Origin of the sequence: Methylobacterium sp. J-088, assembly GCF_022829295.1 — a bacterium.
Classification (GTDB): Bacteria; Pseudomonadota; Alphaproteobacteria; order Rhizobiales; family Beijerinckiaceae; genus Methylobacterium.
Genome location: NZ_JAKSYH010000022.1, coordinates 52666 through 75757 on the forward strand (window position 1 = coordinate 52666; position 23092 = coordinate 75757).

The window sequence follows — 23092 nt, forward strand, 5'->3', positions numbered from 1 at the left end:
CGCTTCAGCGATTCACCATCCGCGCCGGCGTCACGAACACGCAGACCGAGCCGACCACCAGCATCGCGGCGAGCGCGTAGAGGCCAGTGGCGGTGCTGCCGGTGGCGTCGCGCAGGGCCCCGATCACGTAGGGGCTGACGAAACCCGCCAGATTTCCCACCGAGTTGATCAGCGCGATCCCGGCCGCCGCGCCCGCGCCGCTCAGGAACGCCGTCGGCAGCGACCAGAACAGGGGTGAGCAGGTCAGCACCCCGGCCGCCGCAACCGAGAGCGCCGCCACCGCCACCGTGGTCGAGCCGGCATTGGCCGAGACCACGAAGCCCACCGCCCCGATCAGCGCCGGGATGATCAGGTGCCAGCGCCGCTCGCGCATCCGGTCGGCGGAGAGGCCCAGCAGGACCATCACAACCGCCGCGCACAGGAACGGGATCGCGCTGATCAGGCCGATGTTGAAGTTGCCCTGCACGCCCGACGCCTTGACGATCGTCGGCATCCAGAAGGTCAGCCCGTACTGGCCGGTGACGAAGGCGAAGTAGATCAGGCTCATGAACCACACGCGGCCGTTGCGGAACACGGTGGCGATCGAGTGCGGGCTCGATTCCTTGCCCTGGTTGTCGGCCGCGATGTCGCGCTCGAGAAGCTGTTTCTCGGCGTCGGTCAGCCACTTCGCCTCGGACGGGCGGTTGTCGAGGTAGAGGAACACGGCGACGCCGATCAGCACCGCCGGCACCGCCTCGATCAGGAACATCCACTGCCAGCCGGACAGGCCGTGGGTGCCGTTGAGCGCGTCCATGATCCAGCCGGAGAGCGGGTTGCCGAAGATCCCGGAGATCGGGATCGCCGCCATGAACACCGCGATCACCTTGGCCCGGCGATGGGCGGGGAACCACGCGGTCGTGTAGAGGATCACCCCCGGATAGAAACCGGCTTCGGCCAGCCCGAGCAGGAAGCGCATCCCGTAGAAGCTCCACGCGGAGTTCACGAACACGAAGGCGCCGGAGATGATCCCCCAGGTGATCATGATCCGGGCGATCCAGACCCGGGCGCCGACCCGGTGCAGGATCACGTTCGAGGGCACCTCGAACAGGAAATAGCCGAGGAAGAAGATCCCGGCGCCCAGCCCATAGACCGTCTCGGAGAACTTGAGCTCCTGGGACATCTGGAGCTTGGCGAAGCCGACATTCACCCGGTCGAGATACGCCACCACGTAGCAGAGCATCAGGAACGGCACGAGGCGCCAGAACACCTTCGCGTAGGTGCGGTCGGCGAAGGTCTTGTCGTCCGCTTGTGCGGTAGCACCCCCCAGCGGGGCGGCTTGGACCGGCATGGGCGTTCTCCCTGATCCGTACGATCCCGCGTCCGGACGAATAGTGGTCTTCGCCGCTCGACGACGACGTTGCGCGGAGCGATATCGCAGTTTGGCAGCGCTGCCAATCCGGTTGTGCGAAATAATGCACGCCGCTATGTCAGGTGTCGCGACGCGCCCTCCCTCCCTTGGGGGCTTACGAATTCACACGTCTCGCTCCGAGGCTGAAAGCTCTCAGGAGAAAGCGCTTTTCCCTCCCCCTTGCGGGGAGGGGAGAGTGTCGGCGCAGTTGTGTGAACATCGAAGCCCGCTCGGGGGAGGGGCCGGCGCCCGACCGGATCCGTCCGGCCAATGGGCGCTGTCATCGCATAAGAAAACCGCGCCGGGAGAAGCGGGGCCATGGACGAAACCCAGCTGCCGGGGCGGCTCGTGACCCTCACCGATGTCGCCCGCACGGCGGGCGTCGGCGAGAGCACGGTCTCGCGGGTCCTGCGCAATCACGGCTCCTATTCCAAGCGCGCCGGCGAGCGGGTGGCCGAAGCCGTCGCCCGCCTGGGCTACGTGCCGAACCGGCTGGCCGGCAGCCTGGCCGGGCAGGGGGCGAGCGCGCGGCTCGTCGGCGTGGTCATCCCGTCGCTGGCCAACGTGGTCTTCCCCGATCTGCTGCGCGGGCTGACATCGGCGCTCGACGCCGAGGGCATCCCCTGCGTGATCGGGGTCAGCGATTACGATCCGGACCGGGAGGAGGCGCTGGTTGCCGCGCTCCTGTCCTGGCGCCCGGCGGCGCTGCTGCTCACCGGGCTGGAGCACAATCCCGGGACCGTCGCCCTGGCACAGGCGAGCGGCGTGCGCGTGGTCGAGATGATCGACACGGACGGGGCGGGGATCGACGCGGTCGTCGGCTTCTCCAACCGGGCCGTGGGGGCAGCGAGCGCCCGGCACCTCATCACGCGGGGCTACCGGCGGATCGCCTATCTCGGCCACGACCTGCGCGTCGACCTGCGCGCGGGCAAGCGCCTGGCCGGGTTCGAGCACGCCCTGGGGGAGGCGGGTCTGGCGCTCTCCGACAAGGAAATCCGGCCGGGGCCGTCCTCGCCGGCCGCGGGCCGGGCGGGGCTGGAGGCGCTGCTGACGCGCGTTTCCGACCTCGACGCGGTCTACTTCTCAAACGACGACATGGCGCTCGGCGGCTATTTCGCCTGTCTGGCGGCGGGGTTGGCGGTTCCTGGACGGCTGGCGCTGTTCGGCTTCAACGGGCTCGACTTCGCGGCCGCGATGCCCCAGCCCCTGTCGACGGTGCGCACGCCGCGCCTGGAGATCGGCCGGCAAGCCGCCGCCTGCCTGACGAGCGCAGGTCCGAAAACAATCGATCTCGGGTTCGAGCTGATCGAGGGAGCGACCGCATGAGCGACGAGAGCCGGCTGCGTGAGGATATCTGCCGCTACGGCCGCTCGCTGTTCGAGCGCGGCCTGACGCCGGGCTCGTCGGGCAACATCTCGCTGCGCCTGCCCGACGGCGGCTGGCTGGTGACGCCGACCAACGCCTCGCTCGGCTTCCTCGACCCGGCGCGGATCTCCCGGCTGGATCAGGACGGCCGCCTGATCTCAGGGGACAAACCGACGAAAGAAATCCCGCTGCACAGCGCGCTCTACGAGAGCCGGAGCGAGGCAAAGGCCATCGTCCACCTGCACTCGACCCACGCGGTCGCGGTCTCGATGCTGCCGGAGATCGACCCACGGCAGGTGCTGCCGCCGCTGACGCCCTACTACCTGATGCGCACCGGCGGTACGGCGCTCGTGCCCTATTACCGCCCCGGCGACCCGGCGGTGGCGGACGCGATCCGGGGCCTAGCGGGGAAGTACAGTTCGGTTCTGCTCGCCAATCACGGCCCGGTGGTGGCCGGCGACAGCCTGGAGGGCGCGGTCTTCGCCACCGAGGAGCTGGAGGAGACCGCCAAGCTGTATTTGCTCCTGCGCAACCTCAATCCGCGGCAGCTCAGCCCCGGGCAGGTGGCCGATCTGGTGAGCCATTTCGGGCTGACCCTGCCGGAGCCCGACGGGCCTCACGATCACGGATAAGGCGCGCGTCTCCCTCGCCCCTCTGCGGGCTTGCGGATTCACACATCTCGGTCGGAAAATAGGCACGAACGGCGCCGCATCTCTCCCTCCCCCCTCTGCGGGGGAGGGTGGGCCGGCCGTCAGGCCGGGTCGGGAGAGGGGAACCCGGCTTCCGGAAGGGGCATGGCGGCGGTGAGCAGCGCGCTGATTTCTGCACCGTCGCTCCCTTCTTGCGGGACTACGTCCCGGCCCGACCCCCTTCGGGGGCCACCCTCCCCCGCAGAGGCTACCGGATGCACACATCTGGCTTGGACACCGATGCCATCGGCCGAGCGCGAGAGCCCCCTCTCCCGTGCGGGAGAGGGTTGGGGTGAGGGACGAGGAGGCTCAGGACGAGGCACGCCATCGACGCGCGTTCACGGCGCGCCTCGTCCGGACAGTTCTCATCCCTCACCCGGCCTTCTGCGAAAGCAGACCTCTCCCGCACGGGAGAGGGGACCCGCGCCCTGTCTTGAGGCCATATGGCCGATGCCGATCCGTGAATCCGCAAGCCCACAGAGGGGGGAGGGAGAGCGGCGCGTTTCACCCCTCGATCTTCGCGAACTCCGCCACCTCCCGCGTCGCGGCGCGGAGGGCGTTGAGCAGCAGCAGACGGTTCTCGCGCAGTTTCGGATCGGGGGCGTTGACGGTCACGTCCTGGAAGAACGCGTCCACCGGCGCGCGGAGCGTCGAGAGCGCCTGCATGGCGCCTGAAAAATCCTCGCGCGCGACGGCCGCCGAGGCGGTCTCCCGCACCTTGGCCAGGGCCTCGGCCAGCGCCCGCTCGGCCGACTCGCCCGCTGCCGCGAGGGCGGCGTCGGGTGCGGCGTCGTAGGCGCGGTTATCCTTCTTCTCCTCGATCCGCAGGATGTTGGCCGCGCGCTTGTAGCCCGCGAGCAGGTTTTTTCCGTCCTCGGTGTCGAGGAATTGCCCGAGGGCCTCGACCCGGCGGACCACCATCAGCAGATCGTCCTGACCGGGCAGGGCGAAGACGGCGTCGATCAGATCGTGGCGAGCGCCCTGATCGCGGAGGTAGACTTTGAGGCGGTCGGCGAAAAAGGCGAGAAGATCGATTTCCATTGCGACCAATTTGGCGATGAAATCTCCTGCCCTATCGGCGCCAAATTCGTTTTGCTTCTCCAGAGCGCGCAAGTTACGTTCCGCATCCGCCGCACCAAAACCTTGAATGCCAAATTCTTGCGCCTGCTTTTCGACCCTTCTGAGGTCAGAGAGGGCGCGGCGATCAAGATACATCTCGCCCGATATATGCAGCGTTTCCAGAATATTAATTCTAATACTATTTTCCAGAATCAATCGAGTCACCCCTAGCGCCGCCCGCCGCAGCGCGAACGGGTCCTTGCTCCCGGTCGGCTTCTCCTCGATCACCCAAAAACCAACCAGCGTATCGAACTTGTCGGCCAGCGCCACCGCGACGGACACCGGATCGCTCGGCACCCGGTCGGAGGGGCCGACCGGCTTGTAATGCTCCTCAATGGCCGCGCAGACGCTCGGATGCTCGCCCTGAAGCGTCGCATACTTGCGCCCCATCAGCCCCTGCAACTCGGGGAACTCGCCGACCATCTCGGTGACGAGGTCGGCCTTGGCAAGCCGTGCAGCTACTTCGGCGAGCTTTGCGTCAGCCCCCACCAGCGGCGCCAGCTCCTTCGCCAGCGCGACGATGCGGGCGATCCGCTCGCCCTGCGTGCCGAGCCTCTCGTGGAACACGATGCTGTCGAGCTTCGGCAGCCGGTCTTCCAGGCGGGTCGCCTTGTCGGTCTCCCAGAAAAACTTCGCGTCCGAGAGGCGCGCCCGGACCACCCGCTCGTTACCGGCGGTGATCGCCTGCCCGCCGTCCGAGGCCACGAGGTTCGAGACCAGGATGAAGGCCGGGGCCAGTTCCTCCGAACCCGATTTCCGCAGCACGAAACACTTCTGGTTCGCCCGGATCGTCGCCCGGATCGCCTCGGCCGGGATGTCGAGGAAGGCGTCGTCGAACGAGCCCATCAGCACCACCGGCCATTCCACGAGGCCCGACACCTCGTCCAGCAGCCCCGCATCCTCCACGAGGTCGAGGCCGCGGGCGAAGGCGAGGTCGCGGGCATCGTGCAGGATCACGTCCTTGCGCCGCTCAGGGTCGAGGATGACCTTCGCCCGCTCCAGGGCCTGGATGTAATCGTCGAACCGGCGCACCTCGATCGGCTCCGGTGCCAGGAACCTGTGGCCGTAGGTCGTGGTCCCGGCCGCGATCCCGCCGACCGAGAACGGCACCACCTCCGGCGTCTCGGTCTCCGGCCCGAAGGTCGCGACGATCGATTGCAGCGGGCGCACCCAGCGTAAAGAGCCCGGCTCGGCCGAAGCCGCGCCCCAGCGCATGGATTTCGGCCAGGGGAAGTTTTTGATGATCTCCGGCAGGAGTTCGGCCAGCACGTCGAGCGTCGCGCGGCCGGGGCGCTCAATCACCGCGAGGTAGAACGCGCCCTTCTTGGGGTCGGTGACCGTCGTGGCCTGATCGAGGCTGGTCAGCCCCGCGCCCTTCAGGAAGCCCTGGACGGCCGCCTCGGGGGCGCCGACCCGCGGGCCGCGCCGCTCCTCGCGCACCGCCTCGCCCCGGGCGGGCAAGCCGGCGATATGGAGCGCCAGCCGACGCGGGGTCGAGAACGCCCTGGCGCCCTCGTACAGGAAGCCGCGCGCCACCAGGGCGTCGGTGACGAGCGTCTTGAGATCCTCAGCCGCGCGCCGCTGCATGCGGGCGGGGATCTCTTCCGAGCGGAGTTCGAGCAGGAGGTCGGGCATGGCGCGGCCATATCGCCGCGCCGCACCCCTGTCGAGGGCCGGGGATCCGCCTCAGTGCGCCTCGCCCTTGAGGATGGTCGAGAGCTGCCACTTGCGGTCGCCGATCGCGTGGGCGTCGGAGACCTTCCAGCCGCCATCCTCACGCACGAGATCGTAGACGATTGCCTTGGAGCCGTCGCCGCCCTTGCGCTCCACCGTGACCTTCGCCTGGTCCTTGCCCTCGGTGGCCTCCTTGAAGGTCAGGCTCTTCACGGTGTCGGGCTTCAGGGGCTCGCCGTTGAGGCGAAAGTCGAAATCGAGGTTGCCGGTCGCGCCGTTGGCCTGCTTGGCGTCGGCGTCGAACAGGCCCTGAAGGCGCTTCGAGTAGACCGCGGAGTGATTCGGATGCGGCTCGGCGTAGAGCTTCTTCACGACGGTCTCCGGGCCGGGATCGGCCGCCAGCGCGGGGGCGAGGCCGAACCCGAGGAGGCTGAGGGCGAGGAGGGTCTTCTTCATCAGGTGTTTCCCGCGTCTGCGGACGCGCCGGGGCGCGCCGGTTGGCGGGGGTTGCAACGCGCGAGGGCTCAAGGGGCTCCGCCGGAGCGATGGGCGGATCGCATCAGGCGCCGCGGTTCGGCGGCTGGTCGATCAGGTCCCGGATACCGCGGGCGATGAAGAATTTCGGGTTCGCGGTGTCGGTCACCTCGTGCAGGATGCCGGCCCGAACCAGGGCCTCCACATTCAGTTGCGCCGACCGGTACTGGACCTGAAGATACTCCGCGACTTGGGGGATGGTCACGACCTGCCGCAGGAACAGTAGGTCCAGAACCGCGACAAGGTTGGCGGAACGCCCGACCGCTCGGATCCGCGTGCGGTACTCGGCCTGAAGCGCCAGGAGCGCGTCCGCCGTGGCGATCGTCGCCTCGCAGGCTTCCGCGACGACCTCTAGGAAGAAGGCGACCCATGCATACCATGCGCCGGTCCGCGAGACGTCGTACATCCGGTCGATGTACTCGTCCTTGCGGCGCTCGAAGACCGGACTGAGATACAGGATCGGCTGCCGGATGACCTGCCGCATGAACAGATGCAGCGTGATGAGCATGCGGCCGACCCGCCCGTTGCCGTCAGAGAACGGGTGGATCGCCTCGAACTGATAGTGGATCAACGCCGCGTCGACGATGTCGGGAATCGGGCCGCGCTCCTCCCGCTGGATGTAGAGTTCCAGCGCCTCCAGGGCAGCCTGAGCTTCCCGTGGCGGTGGCGGCACGTAGCGGGCATTGGCAATCTCGTAGGCACCGATGAAGTTCTGGTTTCGTTTCAGCTCACCCGGGGCAGCCCTCGATCCGCGGTGGCGGGCGACGCCGCTCAGGAGGTCGCGATGGGCATCACGCAGCGTGCGCAGGCAAAGTGGAACCCGATCCAAGCTTCCAATCGCTGTCGACAGGGCACGGCGATAGTTGCGGACCTCCCTTGTGTCACCGACGCCACCGCGTTCTTCCGCGCCGGCTTCGAGCAGCAGCAGATCGTCGAGGGTCGTGAACGTGCCCTCCATACTGGATGAGGTCAGCGCCTCGCGCACCTGAAGGGGACGGATCAGCAGGTAGGGGTCGGGCAGGGTCCGGCTTATGCCGTTCAGCTCGCCCAGCAGCTGCGAGACTCGCGCGATCATGTTCGCAAGCCGGGCAAGGTCCAGATCCTGCGGCGGGAGCGGATGGGGCACGAAGGCCCATTGGCCCTCGACCGTCGAGACCAGTTTGCCACTCGGTGATTCGAGGAAATCAGCGCGTTTCATAAAGTGCAATCCGCCAACCCCAGATTATCACAAACACTGCGTTTGTGATAATCTGGCAGGGACGGATTGTCGGTTCTGACAATCTGGGGGCCCGCCTCACGCGCCCCCGGCCGCCGTCTTCAACCACGCCGCGCCGCAGGCCTTGGCCAGTTCCCGCACCCGCAGGATGTAGCTCTGGCGCTCGGTCACCGAGATCACGCCCCGCGCGTCGAGCAGGTTGAAGACGTGGCTCGCCTTGATGCATTGGTCGTAGGCCGGCTGGGCCATCCGGTGGCGCGCGCCCTCCGCGGTCGGCGCTCCGGCGTCGAGATAGGTCCGGCAGGCGGCCTCGGCGTCGGTGAACTGGCGGAACAGCATGGCGGTGTCGGCCGCCTCGAAGTTGTGGCGGGAATATTCCTGCTCGGCCTGCAGGAACACGTCGCCGTAGGTGATCCGGTCGGGGCCCTCGGCGCCGTTGAAATCCAGATCGTAGACGTTCTCGACCCCCTGGACGTACATGGCGAGCCGCTCCAGCCCGTAGGTCAGCTCGCCCGCCACCGGCGCGCATTCGAACCCCGCGACCTGCTGGAAGTAGGTGAACTGGCTGACCTCCATCCCGTCGCACCAGCACTCCCAGCCGAGGCCCCAGGCGCCGAGCGTCGGGCTCTCCCAATCGTCCTCGACGAAGCGGATGTCGTGGAGCGTCAGGTCGACCCCGATAGCCTTCAGCGAGGCGAGGTAGAGCTCCTGAAGGTTCGGCGGGTTCGGCTTCAGGATCACCTGGAACTGGTAATAGTGCTGGAGCCGGTTGGGGTTCTCGCCGTAGCGGCCGTCCTTGGGCCGGCGGGAGGGCTGGACATAGGCCGCCTTCCAGGGCTTCGGGCCGAGCGCCCGCAGGGTCGTGGCCGGGTGGAACGTGCCGGCGCCGACCTCCATGTCGTAGGGCTGGAGAATCACGCAGCCCTGCGCCGCCCAGAATTCCTGAAGCGTCAGGATCAGACCCTGGAAGGATTTTTTTTCGGACATGGGGACAGGGGCTCGGGCTCATGCCGCGGCTCGGACCGCCGGCGGGCCGGTTTAGGTGCGGGCGGGCGGGGGTGCAAGGCGACAGGTGCGAGGCGGCCCGGCTTGCGCGTCCGGGCCGGATGGTGATCCGATCCCGCAGATCTGCACCCGGAGGACCTCATGGACGCCGATACGACCGCCCTCACGATCCGCCCGATCGGCCCCGGCGACCGGGCGGCGTGGCTGCCCCTCTGGCGCGGTTACCAGGCCTTCTACAAGGTCGACCTGTCCGAGGCCGTCACCGACACCACCTGGGCCCGCCTCAACGATCCGGCCGAGCCGGTCGACGGCGCCCTGGCGTGGCGCGGCACAGAGGCGGTCGGCCTCGTCCACCACATCCGCCATCGCTCGGCCTGGACGGTCGGTGATTACTGCTACCTGCAGGATCTGTTCGTGGCGGACGGGACCCGCGGCCTCGGGATCGGCCGGCGGCTGATCGAGCACGTCTACGCGGTCGCGAAAGCCGCCGGGTGCTCCCGCGTCCATTGGCTGACGCACGAGACCAACGCGGACGCGATGCAACTCTACGATCGCATCGCCGAGAAGTCCGGCTTCGTGCAGTACCGCAAGCTGTTCTGACATCTGCACCGACGTGCGCGGCGACACCCAAGCGTGGCGGTTTTTGGGCAATAACCCGGAACCGCCGAGCTGACGGCCAAGTTATCAGCGCAATAGGGGATCTCGGCACCTCAGCGCTGCCGTACGGAATACGTCGGACGACCCGCCATGCGCACCAATCGCACCGTTAACACTTTCGGCCGCAAGAACATCGCCGTCCTGGCCGCGCTTGCCGTCTCGTCTCTGGTTGCCACGCCGTTCGTGATGAGCGCCAGCCGCGCGCTCGCGACCGCCGAAGACCAGCCGATCGCCGCGACCCTGCGGGTCGAGCCGGTGGAGGTCTCCCCCGTCACTGTCGCGCCGAAGGCCGAGGCGGGCTGCGCACGCAAGGTGCGGGTTGTCTACAGCGGCTACGGGCAGCCGGCGGACGGCTGCGCGGCTCACTGAAGGCCGTAAGCCGGATCAGCCGTGGGCCGGCGCGGTTCCGGCCAAGCGCTTGAGGTGGAGTTCCTCGAGATCGATCTCCGTCTCGAGCTGACGCAGCACCGAACTGTGGATCCGGTTCTGCCGATGCAGGTCGATCAGCGCCGACCGGCCTGAGCGCACGGCCAGCAGCGCGGCGGCGAAGTGCTCGGTCTTCTCGGCCGCGAGGGCCTTCCGCTCGTCGCGGTCCCGGGCGGTGGCCCGGACCCGGCGGCGGTATTCCTCGACCAGCCGCGGATGCTGCGGCGCCCCGGTCTCGGGAAACACCAGTCCTTCAAGGGCGCTGAGGCCCGCCTCGTTGACCACCACCCGGGCCATGGGCGCATCGAGATGGCCGTCGGGCAGATCCGTGGTGGGATCGAGCCGCAGCCGGCGGATCAGCGATCCCAGCGTCGTCCCCTGCACCAGCACCGTGAACAGGATCACCACGAAGGCCGCCAGCAGGATCGCGTCGCGGCCCGGGAAATCCACCGGCAGCGCCAGGGCGGCCGCCAGCGTCACCACCCCGCGCATCCCGGCCCAGCCGACGATCAGCGGCACCGCGGGGTTCGGCGGAGGCTCCTCCGCGCGCACCCGCGCCGACAGGATCCGCCGCAGGTAGACGGCGGGAAACACCCAGACCAGACGGGCGACCACGCAGGCCACCGTGACGGCGAGCGCCAGGGGCATCCCCGCCGAGAGCGATCCGAACTCACCGCCTGTCCGAGCCAGCACGCCACGGAGCGCCAGCCCGATCAGCACGAAGACCAGCGCCTCCAGCACGAAGACCACGAACTGCCACACCGCCACGGCGTGACGGCGCGCCTGGGCGTCGAAGGTCTCGTGCTCCCGCCCGCCCATCATCAGGCCGCAGGCCACCACGGCCAGCACCCCGGAGGCGTGGACCTCCTCGGCCGCGAGGTAGGCGGCGTAGGAGGCCAGGAAGCTCAGCACCGTGATGGCGTTGGCATCGTGCAGCCGCCGCACCAGGGTGTTCACCGCCAGCCCGCAGACGAGTCCCACCGCGACGCCCGCCACCGCGAGCCACGCGAAGCTGCCGGCCGCCGACCACGCGCTGAAGCTGCCGGTCAGCGCCGCCGCCACGGCGAGCCGGTAGAGCACGAGGCCGGACGCGTCGTTCACCAGGCTCTCGCCCTCCAGCACCGTGATCATCCGCCGGGGCAGGGCGACCCGGGCGAGCACCGCCTTGGCGGCGACCGCGTCCGGCGGCGACACGATGGCGCCGAGCGCGAAGCAGGCCGCCCAGGGCAGGGCCGGCACCACCGCGTGGGCGACGAGGCCGACCACCAGGGTCGTGAACACCACCGCCCCGAGCGACAGGGACAGGATCGGGCCGAGACTCGCCCGGAAGTCGCGCCAGACGGTGAAGTAGGCCGATTCGAGCAGGAGCGGCGGCAGGAACAGGACCATGATCAGGTCCGGATCGAGATCGAAGGCCGGCAGGCCCGGCGCCACGGCCAGCGCCATACCGCCGAGCACGAGGGCGGCGGCCGGCGGGAAGCCCAGCCGCCCCGCCGCGAGGGACAGCAGCAGGGCCGCGCCGAGGAGGCCGAGGATCAGCTCGAACAGGGCGACGGAGGTCATCGATGAAGCGGGCTCGGCGCTGGATCCACGGGAAGCGCAGCCGTTCTAGTCAGATTTCAATCGTCGGTGGAATACCACCGCAGACGCGCAGCCCAAACCCTGACGTCCATCGCCAACCGTCTCTGCGAGATGAACCGCCGAACTCGGCGTGCAGACTCGGCGCGGATGTCCGGACCGCAGTGACGCGTAAGTCGTTAAGGCGATCTTCGGGAGCCGGGGGAAGGCCGTTCGGCCGGCTCATGAAGCGATCGAAGGCATCCAAGTCCGCGCGCCGACCACGTTCAGCAAGGAAAGCAGCTGCTTTCATCGCCGAAAGCTTCTCGGCCACCGCAGACGCGACGAATGCGTCGAGGGTCGTTCCGCCTTCCCGGGCGACCCGTTCGGCCGCATCCGTCAGCGAATGCGGCAGATGCACCGTAACATCGCGATCCATGGCCGATCAGCCTCCTCTCAGGATGTCGCCCGGACCGACGACTTCGATGCCGAATGCAGCGGGGACACTACCGAAATCCGCTCAATTGAACGTCACGATTGCGTCGGCTCGACCGTTCACCGCCGCCTCCAAAACCATTTCGTCCGCCGGATCCCGCAGCCGCGGGCGCCAAAGATAATGGATCGCGACGGGTTCGGCGAACAGGGCGAGGACGTCCAAGACGTTGGCGACATCCGAAGCCGCTATTTGCGCCGCCTGCAGGTGCTCCGGCCGCAGCGTGACGGCCTCGTATTCCAGAAGCAGCGGAACGCTCAGGAGCATCCGGATCTCGCCGGCCCGGACCCGGCGCAGCAACGCAGCGGATTCGCCTGTCGGGCTTCGCAGCGCCGCCACGATGATGTTGGTGTCGAGAACCAAGCGCATGCGGTCCGTCGCGTCGGCGCGAATCGGGCCGCCGGCCGTATTCTACAGCGCCCCTTCCCGCACCGCGCCCGGATCGGCGAGCGCATGGAGGATGCGCGCGGCGCTGTGGGCGAAACGCAGCGTCACGGCCTTCCGGCGGGCGCCGCTCAGCGGGTGCTCCGGCGGCTCGCGCAGGATTCCGGCTCCGTAGCCGTCGGCGACGATCAGGCCGCATTCCTCCGGGATCAGCGATTCCGGCACGTCCTCGGGGATTGCGAAGAAGAACCGATCGCAGAAATCCCGGTAATCCGGCCATTTCCGGTCGGCGCGGAAGTCGGCGACGCTCGACTTGATCTCCACGATCGTGAGCTTGCCCGCCCCGCAGAGCGCGATCACGTCGGCCCGGCGGCCGTTCACGAGGGAGAATTCCGGCAGCGTGACGCAGCCCATCTCGGAGAACAGCCGGCGCACGCCACGCTGGATCCGCAGGGCCGTGGGCGATTGCCGCCGGTCGGGCGGCAGGAACGCGTCGATGACCGCGGGGGCGGTGTCGGAGAGGCCTGGGGAAGCGGACATCAATCGCGGGGGATGCACCTGTCTCGAATCGGTACATCCTGCCAACCCGGGCGCCATCCGTCACCTGCGACCCGGGACCACCCCGCGGCGGCTACCCGAGACAGGCCCGGATCGCGTCGAACCCATCGGTGAGCGCGGCCGGGCCCGGCTGGAGGATCAGCGGCGACTTGATCTCGTGGATGCGCCCGTCCCGCACCGCCGGAATCCCGGAAAAACCCGGCCGCGCCCGGATCCGGTCGATGTTGACCCGCTTCCCGCACCACGAAGCGAGAATCACCTCGGGCGCGGCCGCGACCACCTGCTCGGGCGTGACGATCCGGTCCTTCGCGGCCGCCTGACGGCTCAGGTCCGGAAAAACGTCCTGGCCGCCAGCCTGGGCGATCAGGTCCGAGACCCAGCCGATGCCGGAGATCATCGGCGCGTCCCATTCCTCGAAATAGACCCGCAGGGGCGGCCGGTCCTGCGCGGTGCGCGCCGCCTCCGCCAGCCGCGTCTCGAAGCCGGCCGCCAGGGTCTCGGCCCGTTCGGGAACGCCCACGAGCGCCCCGAGCGTCCGCACCATGGCAAGGCATCCGGCCAGATCGCGCTGGTTGAACAGGTGGACCGCCACACCCGCGCGGGCGAGGTCGGCCACGATGTCGGCCTGGAGATCCGAGAAAGCGAGGACGAGGTCCGGCGCCAGCGCCAGGATCTTTGGGATGTCGGCGCTGGTGAAGGCCGAGACCCGGGGTTTTTCCTGCCGGACCCGGGCCGGGCGCACCGCATAGCCCGAGACGCCGACGATCCTGTTCTCCTCGCCCAGCAGGTACAGGGTTTCGACCGTCTCCTCGGTGAGGCAGACGATGCGCTCCGGCGGGAACCGGCGCATCAGCGGTCGCGCCGGATCATCGGTCGAGCCACGTCAGCAGCCCGGCCCCTGGCGCCAGGAGCACGAAGGCCCAGACCAGCGCGGAGGCGATGTTGGCCGCCTGGAACGGCAGCCGCGACAGCCCGAGGATCCCGGCGAGCAACGGCACCAGCGCACGTGCCGGCCCGAAGAACCGCCCGAGCGCCACCGCGGCGATTCCCCAGCGGCCGATGAAGGCCTCGGCCTTGGCGGTCAGTTCGGGGTAGCGCCGCAGCGGCCACTTGGTCTTCGCCCCCGGCCCGAGCCAGTGCCCCGCCTCGTAGGACATCCAGTCGCCCAAAGCGGCGCCGACGGCGGCCCCCAGGACCACCGGCCAGAACGCGATGTCGGCGCCCCCCACCAGCGCGCCGATGGCGATCAGGATCACGGTGGCGGGCACGAACAGCGACAGGACCGCGATCGACTCGCAGAAGGCGAGGCCGCCCGCGATCAGCGGCGTCCAGGCCTTGTGTGCCTCCACGAAGGCGATGGCCGTGGTGCGCAGGGCTTCGATGTCCATGAGGCTCGGGGGGCGCGGGGAGAGTGGGTCCCATCTGAGGCGGGGGAGGGCGGGGGACAAGGGAGGGGGATTGCGGGCGTCGCGGGAACCGGAGCGATTGCCGTAGGCCTGGATACGCCATTGGCGTATAGTCGATGCATGGAGAAACCGCTCCACACCGTCGTCGAGACTGAACTTTATCTGCGCTCGGCCGAACGCGTGATGAGCGAAACGGAACGTCATGCGGTGGTCGACCACCTCGCCTTGGATCCGCAGGCGGGCGATGTCATCCCCGGCAGTGGCGGCATGCGCAAGGTTCGGGTGCCCCTATCGGGCCGAGGTAAGCGTGGCGGCGGACGCGTGCTGACGTTCTACGTCACCGACTGAGCCGTCTACCTGCTGATGGCCTATGCGAAGGGCGATCAAGCCAACCCGTCGACGGAGCAGATGCGCGTGCTGAAGCGGCTGATCGAGGACCTGTTCTGAGGAGAGGCATGATGGACGAGACTCAGTTCAGCGAATTGGTCATGAGCCTGAAGCAGGCGGCGGCTCACGCGCGCGGCGAGGAGGTCCCCGGCCTCGTGGTGCACGCACCGCGGGTCGCGACCGATCTCGACGTGGCGGCGATCCGGCGACGCACCGGGGCCTCGCAGGCCCGCTTCGCCCAAAGCATCGGGATCGCGGTTTCAACCCTGCGCAACTGGGAGCAGGGCCGCAGACGGCCCGAGGGCCCGGCCCGGGTGCTGCTTGCCCTCCTCGATCGCAATCCCCGAGTGGTGCAGGATCTGCTCGGCGAGCCCGCCTGACCGGCCGCTTGCGCCCGCGCCCCGGATCGCCGACAGCATCGGTCCGGCGCAGCCGAACCGGAATCACCCGCGTTGAACGTCCTGTCGATCCAGTCCCACGTCGCCTACGGCCATGTCGGCAACGCCTCGGCGGTGTTCCCGATGCAGCGGCTCGGGGTCGAGGTCTGGCCGGTCCACACGGTGCAGTTCTCCAACCACACCGGCTACGGCGCGTGGCGCGGGCCGGTCTTCGACGCCGCGATGATCCGCGCGGTGGTGCAGGGCATCGGCGAGCGTGGGGTGTTTCCCACCTGCGACGCGGTGCTGTCGGGCTACATGGGCTCGGCCGAGATCGGCGCCGCGATCCTGGAGGCGGTAGCCACCGTGCGGGCCGCCAACCCCCGGGCCCTCTACTGCTGCGATCCAGTGATCGGCGACGTCGAAGAGGGCGTCTACGTGCGGCCGGGGATCGAGGCGTTCCTGCGCGAGCAGGCGGTGCCGCAGGCCGACATCCTCACCCCCAACCAATTCGAGCTGGGCCTTCTCACCGGCCTGTCGAGCAGCACCCTCGCGGAAGCCGGGGCGGCGGTCGCGGCGCTGCGGGGGCGCGGCCCCCGGGTCGTGCTGGTCACCTCGGCGCTCTGCGCCGACACGCCGGCTGACAGCATCGACATGCTCGCCGGAGCGGAGGGGCAGCTGTTCCGGGTCCGCACCCCGCGGCTCGCCATCGCGGTGAACGGGGCGGGCGACTGCATCGCGGCGCTGTTCCTCGTGCACTACGCCCGCACCGGCTCGGCCGCGGCGGCCCTGGGGGCGGCGGCGGCCTCGGTCTACGGACTCCTGAAGCGCACCGCCGAGGCGGGATCCCGCGAGATCCTGACCGTGGCGGCGCAGGAGGAATACGTGACCCCGAGCGAGCGGTTTCCGGTCGAGGCCGTCTAAACGCTCAAGCCGCCCCGGTCTCCGCGCGAAGGATCGTCGGCTCGGCGATCACCGAAAAATTCACCGACCGCGCGATGAAGCAGAAGGCGTGGGCCTCGCGGTGAAGCGTCAGGGCCCGTGCCGCGTCCGACCCGGCCGCGATCGTCACCCGGGGGCGCAGGGTGACCGCGGTGAACTGACCCACGCCGCCTGCCTCCTCGGTCATGGAGCCCTCGGCGGCGTCTTCGTAGGCCGTGACCACGATACCGGCCTGCGCGCACAGGCCGAGATACCAGAGCTTGTGGCAGGCGGAGAGTGACGCGACCAGCAGTTCCTCGGGGTTCCAGCACGCGGAATCGCCCCGGAACGACGGGTCGGACGAGCCTGCGATCGTTGGCTTGCCCGGCACCGACAGGGTGTGGGCGCGGTCGTAGCCGCGATAGCTGCTGGTCCCGGTGCCGGTATTGCCCGTCCAGGTTACCGTGACGGCGTAGCGGTGCTGCTTGTCGGCCATGGATCCCCCCCCCCGTGGCAGAGCCGATCCGCACGCCGCCCTGTCCTCCGGGCGGGTCGATCGGACACGCAGCACCGTGTACCAATCTTGTGGTTCGCCACCGAGTCGCGGCTCTCTTGCCGCCGGGCTCGCGTGAGCAGGAAGGTCCTCCCCGATGGCACGCCGCTTCGTCACCCTCGACGTGTTCACCGAGCACCGGCTCGCGGGCAATCCGCTCGCCGTGGTGCTCGATGCGGAGGGCCTCGACACGACCGCGATGCAGGCCATCGCCCGCGAGTTCAACCTGTCCGAGACGGTGTTCGTGCTGCCACCCACGGATGCCCGCCACCGGGCGCGCCTGCGCATCTTCACGCCGGGCCGGGAGCTGCCCTTCGCGGGTCATCCGACGGTGGGCACCGCTTTGCTGCTGGCGCTTCAGGACCCCGCTCAGGGCGATGCCCGCGCCTTCGGCCTGGAGGAGGAGATCGGCATCGTGCCTTGCGTGGTCGAGACCCTGGAGGACGGCAGCGGCGGCCGGGCGCGGTTCCGGCTGCCGGTCCTGCCGGAATACCTCGGCCCCGGGCCCGATCCGGCGGTCCTGGCGCCGCTCGTCGGCCTGGAGCCCGGGGATATCGGCACCGGCCGGCACGCTCCGAGCCGCCACGGAGTCGGTCCCCGCTTCACCTGCGTGCCCATCGCCTCCGTGGCGGCCCTCGACGCCGCCCGGCCGGCCCAGGCGCCGGAGCCGGGGGACGGGCTGTACCTCTACACGCCCGATCCCGAGGGGACGGGCCAGAGCTGGCGCGTGCGGATGTTCGCGCCGGATCTGGGCGTCCCAGAAGATCCCGCGACCGGTGCGGCGGCTTCCGCCTTCGCGGGGGTGCTGATGCAGTACGAGGCGCTGGGCGACGGCACCCACGACGTGGCGATCCGCCAGGGCCAGGCCATGGGCCGGCCGAGCACGATCGCGCTCCAGCTCACCATCGCGGCCGGCGCCCTGCAGGGTGTGGAGATCGGCGGTGCGGCCGTGATCGTCTCGGACGGCACCCTGCATGTCTGAGGGCTTTCGCAGCACGTGCCTCGCCGACGTGACGGCGCGGCTCGTGGATCACGACTGGGCGTTTCCGCGGACGCACGCCGAGGCCATCGCGGCACATTGGCAGGACCGGATCGCCCGCAGCCCCGGGATGTTCGACGGGACCGTCCTGCTGTGCTGCGCCCACGCCGTCGCGGACGGCGTCGCCCGGCTCGACCTGTTCGCGACGCGCTATTCCAGCTTCACCTACTACCGGCACATCCGGCACGCCGATCCCCGGATCCGCAACGCCTTCGCGGCGATCGTCCCCTGGACGGCGGACGGCGCGGCGCTGCTCGGCGAGATGGGCGCCCACACGGCCAATGCCGGCCAGCTCTACTTCCCCTGCGGCACCCCGGACCCGGACGACGTGCGCGGCGACAGCGTCGACCTCGCCGGCAGCGCCGCCCGGGAACTCGCCGAGGAGACCGGTCTCGCGCTGCCGGAGAACGCCGATACGGCCTGGATCATGCTCGAGGGCGAGAACCAGCTGGCTTTCCTGCGACCCGTCCGCTTCACGGAGCCGGCCGCAACAATCGCGGCGCGCATCGCGGACCATCTCCGGAGCGAGGCCGAGCCGGAGCTCGCCGCGCTGCACAGCGTGCGCAGCGCGGCGGAGATCGACCCGGCCCGGATGCCGGGATTCGTGCGGGCCTATCTGGCGACGGCCTTTTCGCCACGGACCTGACGCGCCGACTTGACCTCATCTCGACCGCGGGACCCTTCGTCTTCTCGTGGGCCCCGCCCCGGCAGGATATTCTTGCCCGTCCTAGCAGCAATACAGAGATCCATTTTATTGACCCTCTCCGAGGCAAGCATAGGATCGGCCATCCCCCGAAAAGCCCGCGCGTTGCGGGCGCAACACCGCGGCCGGCCTCATGCGCATCCGATCTCACGCCCGTCCCGTCAGCGTCATGGCGGCCTTCATGCTCGCCGCCGGCTTGACGCTGGTGTCGGCGGCCGCCGCGTTCGCGGCCGATGCTGTGGTCCTGCGCGTCGGCGATCAGAAGGGCGGGAACCGCGCTCTGCTCGAGATCGCCGGCCTCGCGCAGGATCTGCCCTACCGGATCGTGTGGTCGGAATTTCCCGCCGCGGCGCCGATCCTGGAGGCGCTGAACGCCGGCGCCCTCGATGTCGGCTATACCGGCGATCTCTCGTTCCTCACGGTCCATGCAGCCGGCGCGCCGATCAAGGCGATCGGCGGCACCCGGTCGGACGCGCGGTCACAGGCGATCCTGGTCCGTGAGGATTCGCCGATCCGCTCGGCCGCCGATCTCACGGGCAAGCGGATCGCCGGCACGCGCGGCGGCTGGGGCCAGTTCCTGATCTGCGCGACGCTGGAGAAGGCCGGTATCAAGCCGGAGGCGGCGACCTTCGCACCGCTCAATCCTGTCGACGCCAAGGTGGCGCTGATGGCCGGCTCGGTCGATGCCTGGGCGGTGTGGGAGCCCTACGTCTCGTTCGCGATCCTCAAGGACAAGGCACGCCCGATCGCCGACGGCGCGGGCCTGACCCCGACCATCACCTTCATCGTCGCCTCGGACAGCGCCATCGCCACCAAGCGGGCCGCGGTGCAGGATCTGCTGAACCGCCTGAACAAGGCGCGGCTCTGGTCGCTGGACCACCTCGCCGCATACGCCCGGACCACGGCCAGCCTGACCAAGCTGCCTGAGGACGTCCTGCTCTCGGCCTACACGGCGCAGCGGACGAGCCCGATCGTGATCGACGCGGCCATCGTCAAGGAGATTCAGGAGGCCTCGGACCGGGCGACGCGCTACGGCCTCCTGTCGAAGCGGCTCGATGTCGGCCATGCCGTCGACCGGAGCTTTACGGCCGCGGCGTCGAACTGAGGCGGTGTGTTCGGGTAAGACCAGTCGCCCCACGCCAGTGGCACGACCCGGAGCGTGAAGATTGTGCGTCCGGTTGTCGGCACGGCAACTTTTCGAGCGGATGCGCGGATAATCGCCCGACCTGATGTCAGGCCCCAGCAAGCGGAGGCAACAGACCGAACAGCCCCCCTTCCGCCACCTGAGCAAATTTTACCAGCCCTGGGGAGCTTCGCCGTGGCCGGCACGTTCACCCGGTATATCCCCCCCGCGGCGCCGGCTGCGCGGGTGGAATCCCGGAGTGTCCATGTCTGATTCCCGACGTCCCTCGTCGCAGTCCCGCTCGCGCATCCAAGAGGGCCAACCCTATCCGCTTGGCGCCACCTGGGACGGGCTCGGGGTCAATTTCGCGCTGTTCTCGGCCCACGCCACCAAGGTCGAACTCTGCCTATTCGACGATCAGGGCGAGCGGGAGATCGAGCGGATCGAACTGCCCGAGTACACCGACGAAATCTGGCACGGCTACCTGCCGGATGCCCGTCCCGGCACGATCTACGGCTACCGGGTCCACGGCCCCTACGAGCCAAAGGCCGGCCACCGGTTCAACCACAACAAGCTGCTGATCGACCCCTACGCCAAGGGTCTCGTCGGCTCGATCACCTGGAACCCCGCCCTGTTCGGTTACCAGATGGAGACGGGCGACGACCTGACCTTCGACGAGCGCGACAGCGCCCCCTACACCCGCCGCTCCCGCGTCATCGACCCGGCCTTCACTTGGGGGCGGCACCAGAAGCCGCATGTCCCGTGGGAGAAGACCATCTTCTACGAGACCCACGTCAAGGGCATGACCAAGCTCGACCCGCGGGTGCCCGAGAAGCTGCGTGGCACCTATGCCGGCCTCGGCACGCGCGACGTGCTCGACTACATCAAGAGCCTCGGCGTCACCTCGGTGGAGCTGCTGCCGGTCCACGCCTTCGTTCAGGACGACTACCTCGAGCAGAAGGACCTGGTGAATTACTGGGGCTACAACACGATCTCGTTCTTCACCCCGGCGCGGCGCTACGCGGCGGTGCCGGACTTCGCCTTCTCCGAGTTCAAGGAAATGGTCTCGCGCTTCCACGGCGCCGGCCTCGAGGTGATCCTCGATGTGGTCTACAACCACACCGCAGAGGGCAACGAGAAGGGCCCGACCCTGTCGTTCAAGGGCGTCGACAACGCCTCCTACTACCGTCTGCTGCCCGACCAGCCGCGCTACTACATCAACGATACCGGTACCGGGAACACCTTCAACCTGTCGCATCCGCGGGTGCTGCAGCTCGTGACCGATTCCCTGCGCTACTGGGCGCAGGAGATGCAGGTCGACGGGTTCCGCTTCGACCTTGCCACGATCCTGGGCCGTGAGCCCTACGGGTTCGACGAGGGCGGCGGCTTCCTCGACACCTGCCGGCAGGATCCGGTGCTCAACAACGTCAAGCTCATCGCCGAGCCGTGGGATTGCGGCCCCGGCGGCTATCAGGTCGGCGGCTTCCCACCCGGCTGGGCCGAGTGGAACGACCGGTTCCGGGACGATGTCCGCGCCTACTGGAAGGGTGATGCCGGCCTCTTGCCCGACATGGCGGCGCGCATCGCCGGCTCGGCCGACAAGTTCAACAAGCGCGGGCGCAAGCCCTGGGCCTCGGTGAACTTCCTCACCGCCCATGACGGCTTCACCCTGCACGATACGGTCTCGTACAACGACAAACACAACGAGGCGAACGGCGAGGGCAACCGCGACGGCCACTCGCACAACCTCTCGTACAATTACGGGGTCGAGGGCCCGACCGACGACCCAGAGATCCGGGCGGTGCGCCTGCGCCAGATGCGCAATATGCTGGCGACGCTGTTCCTGTCCCGAGGCACGCCGATGCTGCTTGCGGGCGACGAGTTCGCCCGGACCCAGAACGGCAACAACAACGCCTATTGCCAGGACAACGAAGTCTCCTGGCTGGACTGGGACGCCATTCAAGAGGAGGAGCGGGACCTTGCGGAGTTCACGCAGCGCCTGATCATCCTGCGCAACGCCCTGCCGATCCTGAACCGCGGGCGGTTCCTCACCGGCCAGTACGACGAGGAGTTCGGCGTCAAGGACGTGGCGTGGCTGCGCCCGGACGGGAGCGAGATGACGCCCGAGAACTGGTCCGACGGCGGCGCCCGCGCCTTCGCGGTCCAGCTCGACGGCCGCGCCCAGGCGACGGGGCTTCACCGCCGCGGCGGCGACGCGACCTTGCTGATCATGTTCAACGCCCACCACGACCTCGTGACGTTCGCGCTGCCCGAGTCGGTCGGCGGCGTGGCCTGGACGCGGCTGCTCGACACCAACCTGCCGGATAGCCAGGACGTCGAGAGCTTCCCGTTCGGCGGCGGCTACGCAGTGACGGGGCGCTCGCTCCTGATGTTCGTGCTGAAGCCCGAGGACAGCCCCGGCGACGGCGACAACGCCATGGAGCGGTCGTACCAGCACGTGATGCAGGCCTTCGAGCGGGCGAACGTCGAGACTGTCCGCTTCCATCTCGACGCGGAGGACTGAACGGCTCGGGCCGGGCGGTGTTTGGGCCGCCCGGCGCTTGAGCCTCGCCCCGCGGTTACCAACCCAAGGCAAGGCTCCAGATTCCTGGTCTCGCCTCATCGTCTTTCGAAAGCCGGGACCCACCTTTCGGGATAACGCTCTTGCGCCTTGCGCCCGGCGGCGCACCCGGCTAACAGCACGGCACCGCGCGGCCCTGGCTGCGCCCGGAGCCCGCTTGCGCGCCCGGGCGCCCGGTCCGCGGCCGGAGGGGTGGCCGAGTGGTTGAAGGCGCACGCCTGGAAAGTGTGTATACCGGAAACGGTATCGCGGGTTCGAATCCCGCTCCCTCCGCCATTCGAACAGTGAACCCCGCTCAATCAGAGCATGTCAGTGGTTTCCGCCACCGATCAGACCCAGACTGGCTCGCACCTGTTTTGCGAGCAGTGCACGGAATCTTTGGCCAATGAGAGGCTGGGTCGCGCTCACGATCAATTGATATAGCTCTGAACTTCTGAATTTTCGCTCTTATATATTCAGCACATCAGCCACGCGGATAAATCTTACAAACGCATATACCTCGTTCGGATGAAGTTTGGTCGCGTTTGCACCCGTACCATTTCCCGACTCACCACAGAGGAGCGACGGGTATGGTCGATGATGGGCCTCCACTGAAATTCGTAGCCCTTTGGGGCGTATTCGCTCTGCTGATGCTGTTTGGTCAGATGCAGCTCATCAACCAGGGTGTGAATATGACCCTGTCCCACCAGATCGATCCAGGCGCCGAGCCGACCCTAGAGCCGTGCCCGATCGCGTTTCACACTGTACACGACACGCGTCTGCCACCACGCGTGGCAAGCGCGACATGCACCCTCTCCCGTGCGGTAGAGGGTTGTGGGGAGCTTCCAGCAAGTTCAGCATCGGGAGCTCCTTCATGGCGCTGACAGGGTGAGCCTCTCCCGGACAGTTCTCATCCCTCAACCTGTCCCCCTCCCCCTCGGGAGAGGGTACCGGCCCCA

At 68.7% G+C, this 23092-nt stretch carries 23 protein-coding genes and 1 tRNA gene; 12 read left to right on the forward strand and 12 right to left on the reverse strand.

Annotated features, from left to right (window positions below):
- Nucleotides 1–4 precede the first annotated feature (4 nt).
- Nucleotides 5–1327, reverse strand: a complete 1323-nt coding sequence (locus MKK63_RS01375; RefSeq protein WP_243997993.1) for an MFS transporter — start codon at nucleotides 1325–1327, stop codon at nucleotides 5–7.
- 378 nt (nucleotides 1328–1705) lie between these two features.
- On the opposite strand from MKK63_RS01375, the gene MKK63_RS01380 reads away from it, so the two are divergent.
- Both MKK63_RS01380 and MKK63_RS01385 read left to right on the forward strand, forming a co-directional pair.
- A complete protein-coding gene (locus MKK63_RS01380; protein ID WP_243997995.1) occupies nucleotides 1706–2713 on the forward strand; it encodes a LacI family DNA-binding transcriptional regulator in 1008 nt (335 codons plus the stop codon).
- Entirely contained in the window at nucleotides 2710–3384 is a 675-nt protein-coding gene (locus MKK63_RS01385) for an aldolase (protein ID WP_243997997.1), read from the forward strand. Before MKK63_RS01380 ends, MKK63_RS01385 begins: the two co-directional genes overlap by 4 nt.
- A gap of 561 nt (nucleotides 3385–3945) precedes the next feature.
- On the opposite strand, the gene glyS is transcribed toward MKK63_RS01385, so the two are convergent.
- From glyS to MKK63_RS01405, 4 genes are all read right to left on the reverse strand, one after another.
- Nucleotides 3946–6195: a glycine--tRNA ligase subunit beta gene (gene glyS, locus MKK63_RS01390; protein WP_243997999.1), complete on the reverse strand. Its 2250-nt coding sequence runs from the start codon at nucleotides 6193–6195 to the stop codon at nucleotides 3946–3948.
- Between the two features lie 51 nt (nucleotides 6196–6246).
- The gene (locus MKK63_RS01395; protein ID WP_243998001.1) at nucleotides 6247–6690 is read right to left on the reverse strand and encodes a YbjP/YqhG family protein; all 444 of its coding nucleotides are present in this window, start codon (nucleotides 6688–6690) and stop codon (nucleotides 6247–6249) included.
- A 103-nt stretch (nucleotides 6691–6793) separates the two neighbouring features.
- Nucleotides 6794–7966, reverse strand: a complete 1173-nt coding sequence (locus MKK63_RS01400) for a Fic family protein (protein ID WP_243998003.1) — start codon at nucleotides 7964–7966, stop codon at nucleotides 6794–6796.
- A gap of 96 nt (nucleotides 7967–8062) precedes the next feature.
- Complete coding sequence (locus MKK63_RS01405; protein ID WP_243998005.1) at nucleotides 8063–8971, reverse strand: glycine--tRNA ligase subunit alpha; 909 nt, start codon at nucleotides 8969–8971, stop codon at nucleotides 8063–8065.
- Between the two features lie 159 nt (nucleotides 8972–9130).
- Between MKK63_RS01405 and MKK63_RS01410 the strand changes: the two genes are divergently transcribed.
- Entirely contained in the window at nucleotides 9131–9589 is a 459-nt protein-coding gene (locus MKK63_RS01410; RefSeq protein WP_243998007.1) for a GNAT family N-acetyltransferase, read from the forward strand.
- Nucleotides 9590–9736: 147 nt separating this feature from the next.
- On the forward strand, nucleotides 9737–10015 hold the full coding sequence (locus tag MKK63_RS01415; RefSeq protein WP_243998009.1) for a hypothetical protein: 279 nt from the start codon (nucleotides 9737–9739) through the stop codon (nucleotides 10013–10015).
- A 15-nt stretch (nucleotides 10016–10030) separates the two neighbouring features.
- Here MKK63_RS01415 and MKK63_RS01420 read toward each other — a convergent pair whose 3' ends face one another.
- From MKK63_RS01420 to MKK63_RS01445, 6 genes are all read right to left on the reverse strand, one after another.
- Nucleotides 10031–11635 carry a Na+/H+ antiporter gene (locus MKK63_RS01420; RefSeq protein WP_243998011.1) on the reverse strand — a complete coding sequence of 535 codons (1605 nt, stop codon included), beginning with the start codon at nucleotides 11633–11635 and terminating at the stop codon, nucleotides 10031–10033.
- 49 nt (nucleotides 11636–11684) lie between these two features.
- Nucleotides 11685–12068: a hypothetical protein gene (locus MKK63_RS01425; protein ID WP_243998013.1), complete on the reverse strand. Its 384-nt coding sequence runs from the start codon at nucleotides 12066–12068 to the stop codon at nucleotides 11685–11687.
- Between the two features lie 81 nt (nucleotides 12069–12149).
- Entirely contained in the window at nucleotides 12150–12491 is a 342-nt protein-coding gene (locus tag MKK63_RS01430; RefSeq protein ID WP_243998015.1) for a putative toxin-antitoxin system toxin component, PIN family, read from the reverse strand.
- 42 nt (nucleotides 12492–12533) lie between these two features.
- A complete protein-coding gene (locus MKK63_RS01435; RefSeq protein WP_243998017.1) occupies nucleotides 12534–13046 on the reverse strand; it encodes an MmcB family DNA repair protein in 513 nt (170 codons plus the stop codon).
- Nucleotides 13047–13137: 91 nt separating this feature from the next.
- Nucleotides 13138–13914 (reverse strand): cobalamin-binding protein, encoded by a 777-nt coding sequence (locus MKK63_RS01440; protein ID WP_243998019.1) that lies wholly within the window; start codon nucleotides 13912–13914, stop codon nucleotides 13138–13140.
- A gap of 16 nt (nucleotides 13915–13930) precedes the next feature.
- On the reverse strand, nucleotides 13931–14452 hold the full coding sequence (locus MKK63_RS01445; RefSeq protein WP_243998021.1) for a DedA family protein: 522 nt from the start codon (nucleotides 14450–14452) through the stop codon (nucleotides 13931–13933).
- A 138-nt stretch (nucleotides 14453–14590) separates the two neighbouring features.
- On the opposite strand from MKK63_RS01445, the gene MKK63_RS01450 reads away from it, so the two are divergent.
- The 3 genes from MKK63_RS01450 (at nucleotide 14591) to pdxY (ending at nucleotide 16158) form a co-directional block, all read left to right on the forward strand.
- Nucleotides 14591–14818 (forward strand): addiction module toxin RelE, encoded by a 228-nt coding sequence (locus MKK63_RS01450; RefSeq protein ID WP_243998023.1) that lies wholly within the window; start codon nucleotides 14591–14593, stop codon nucleotides 14816–14818.
- A 107-nt stretch (nucleotides 14819–14925) separates the two neighbouring features.
- Nucleotides 14926–15237, forward strand: coding sequence for a helix-turn-helix domain-containing protein (locus tag MKK63_RS01455; RefSeq protein WP_243998025.1), 312 nt, complete (start codon nucleotides 14926–14928; stop codon nucleotides 15235–15237).
- 72 nt (nucleotides 15238–15309) lie between these two features.
- Nucleotides 15310–16158 (forward strand): pyridoxal kinase PdxY, encoded by an 849-nt coding sequence (gene pdxY, locus MKK63_RS01460; protein WP_243998027.1) that lies wholly within the window; start codon nucleotides 15310–15312, stop codon nucleotides 16156–16158.
- Nucleotides 16159–16162: 4 nt separating this feature from the next.
- On the opposite strand, the gene MKK63_RS01465 is transcribed toward pdxY, so the two are convergent.
- The gene (locus MKK63_RS01465; RefSeq protein WP_243998029.1) at nucleotides 16163–16651 is read right to left on the reverse strand and encodes an OsmC family protein; all 489 of its coding nucleotides are present in this window, start codon (nucleotides 16649–16651) and stop codon (nucleotides 16163–16165) included.
- 154 nt (nucleotides 16652–16805) lie between these two features.
- On the opposite strand from MKK63_RS01465, the gene MKK63_RS01470 reads away from it, so the two are divergent.
- The 5 genes from MKK63_RS01470 (at nucleotide 16806) to MKK63_RS01490 (ending at nucleotide 22430) form a co-directional block, all read left to right on the forward strand.
- Entirely contained in the window at nucleotides 16806–17690 is an 885-nt protein-coding gene (locus MKK63_RS01470; protein WP_243998031.1) for a PhzF family phenazine biosynthesis protein, read from the forward strand.
- The gene (locus MKK63_RS01475) at nucleotides 17683–18393 is read left to right on the forward strand and encodes an NUDIX hydrolase (protein WP_243998033.1); all 711 of its coding nucleotides are present in this window, start codon (nucleotides 17683–17685) and stop codon (nucleotides 18391–18393) included. The genes MKK63_RS01470 and MKK63_RS01475 overlap by 8 nt, the downstream gene beginning before the upstream one ends.
- Before the next feature lie 190 nt (nucleotides 18394–18583).
- Nucleotides 18584–19555, forward strand: coding sequence for an ABC transporter substrate-binding protein (locus MKK63_RS01480; RefSeq protein ID WP_243998035.1), 972 nt, complete (start codon nucleotides 18584–18586; stop codon nucleotides 19553–19555).
- Nucleotides 19556–19838: 283 nt separating this feature from the next.
- Nucleotides 19839–22097: a glycogen debranching protein GlgX gene (glgX, locus tag MKK63_RS01485; protein ID WP_243998036.1), complete on the forward strand. Its 2259-nt coding sequence runs from the start codon at nucleotides 19839–19841 to the stop codon at nucleotides 22095–22097.
- Nucleotides 22098–22340: 243 nt separating this feature from the next.
- Nucleotides 22341–22430, forward strand: a tRNA-Ser gene (locus MKK63_RS01490).
- The last annotated feature ends 662 nt before the right edge of the window (nucleotides 22431–23092 follow it).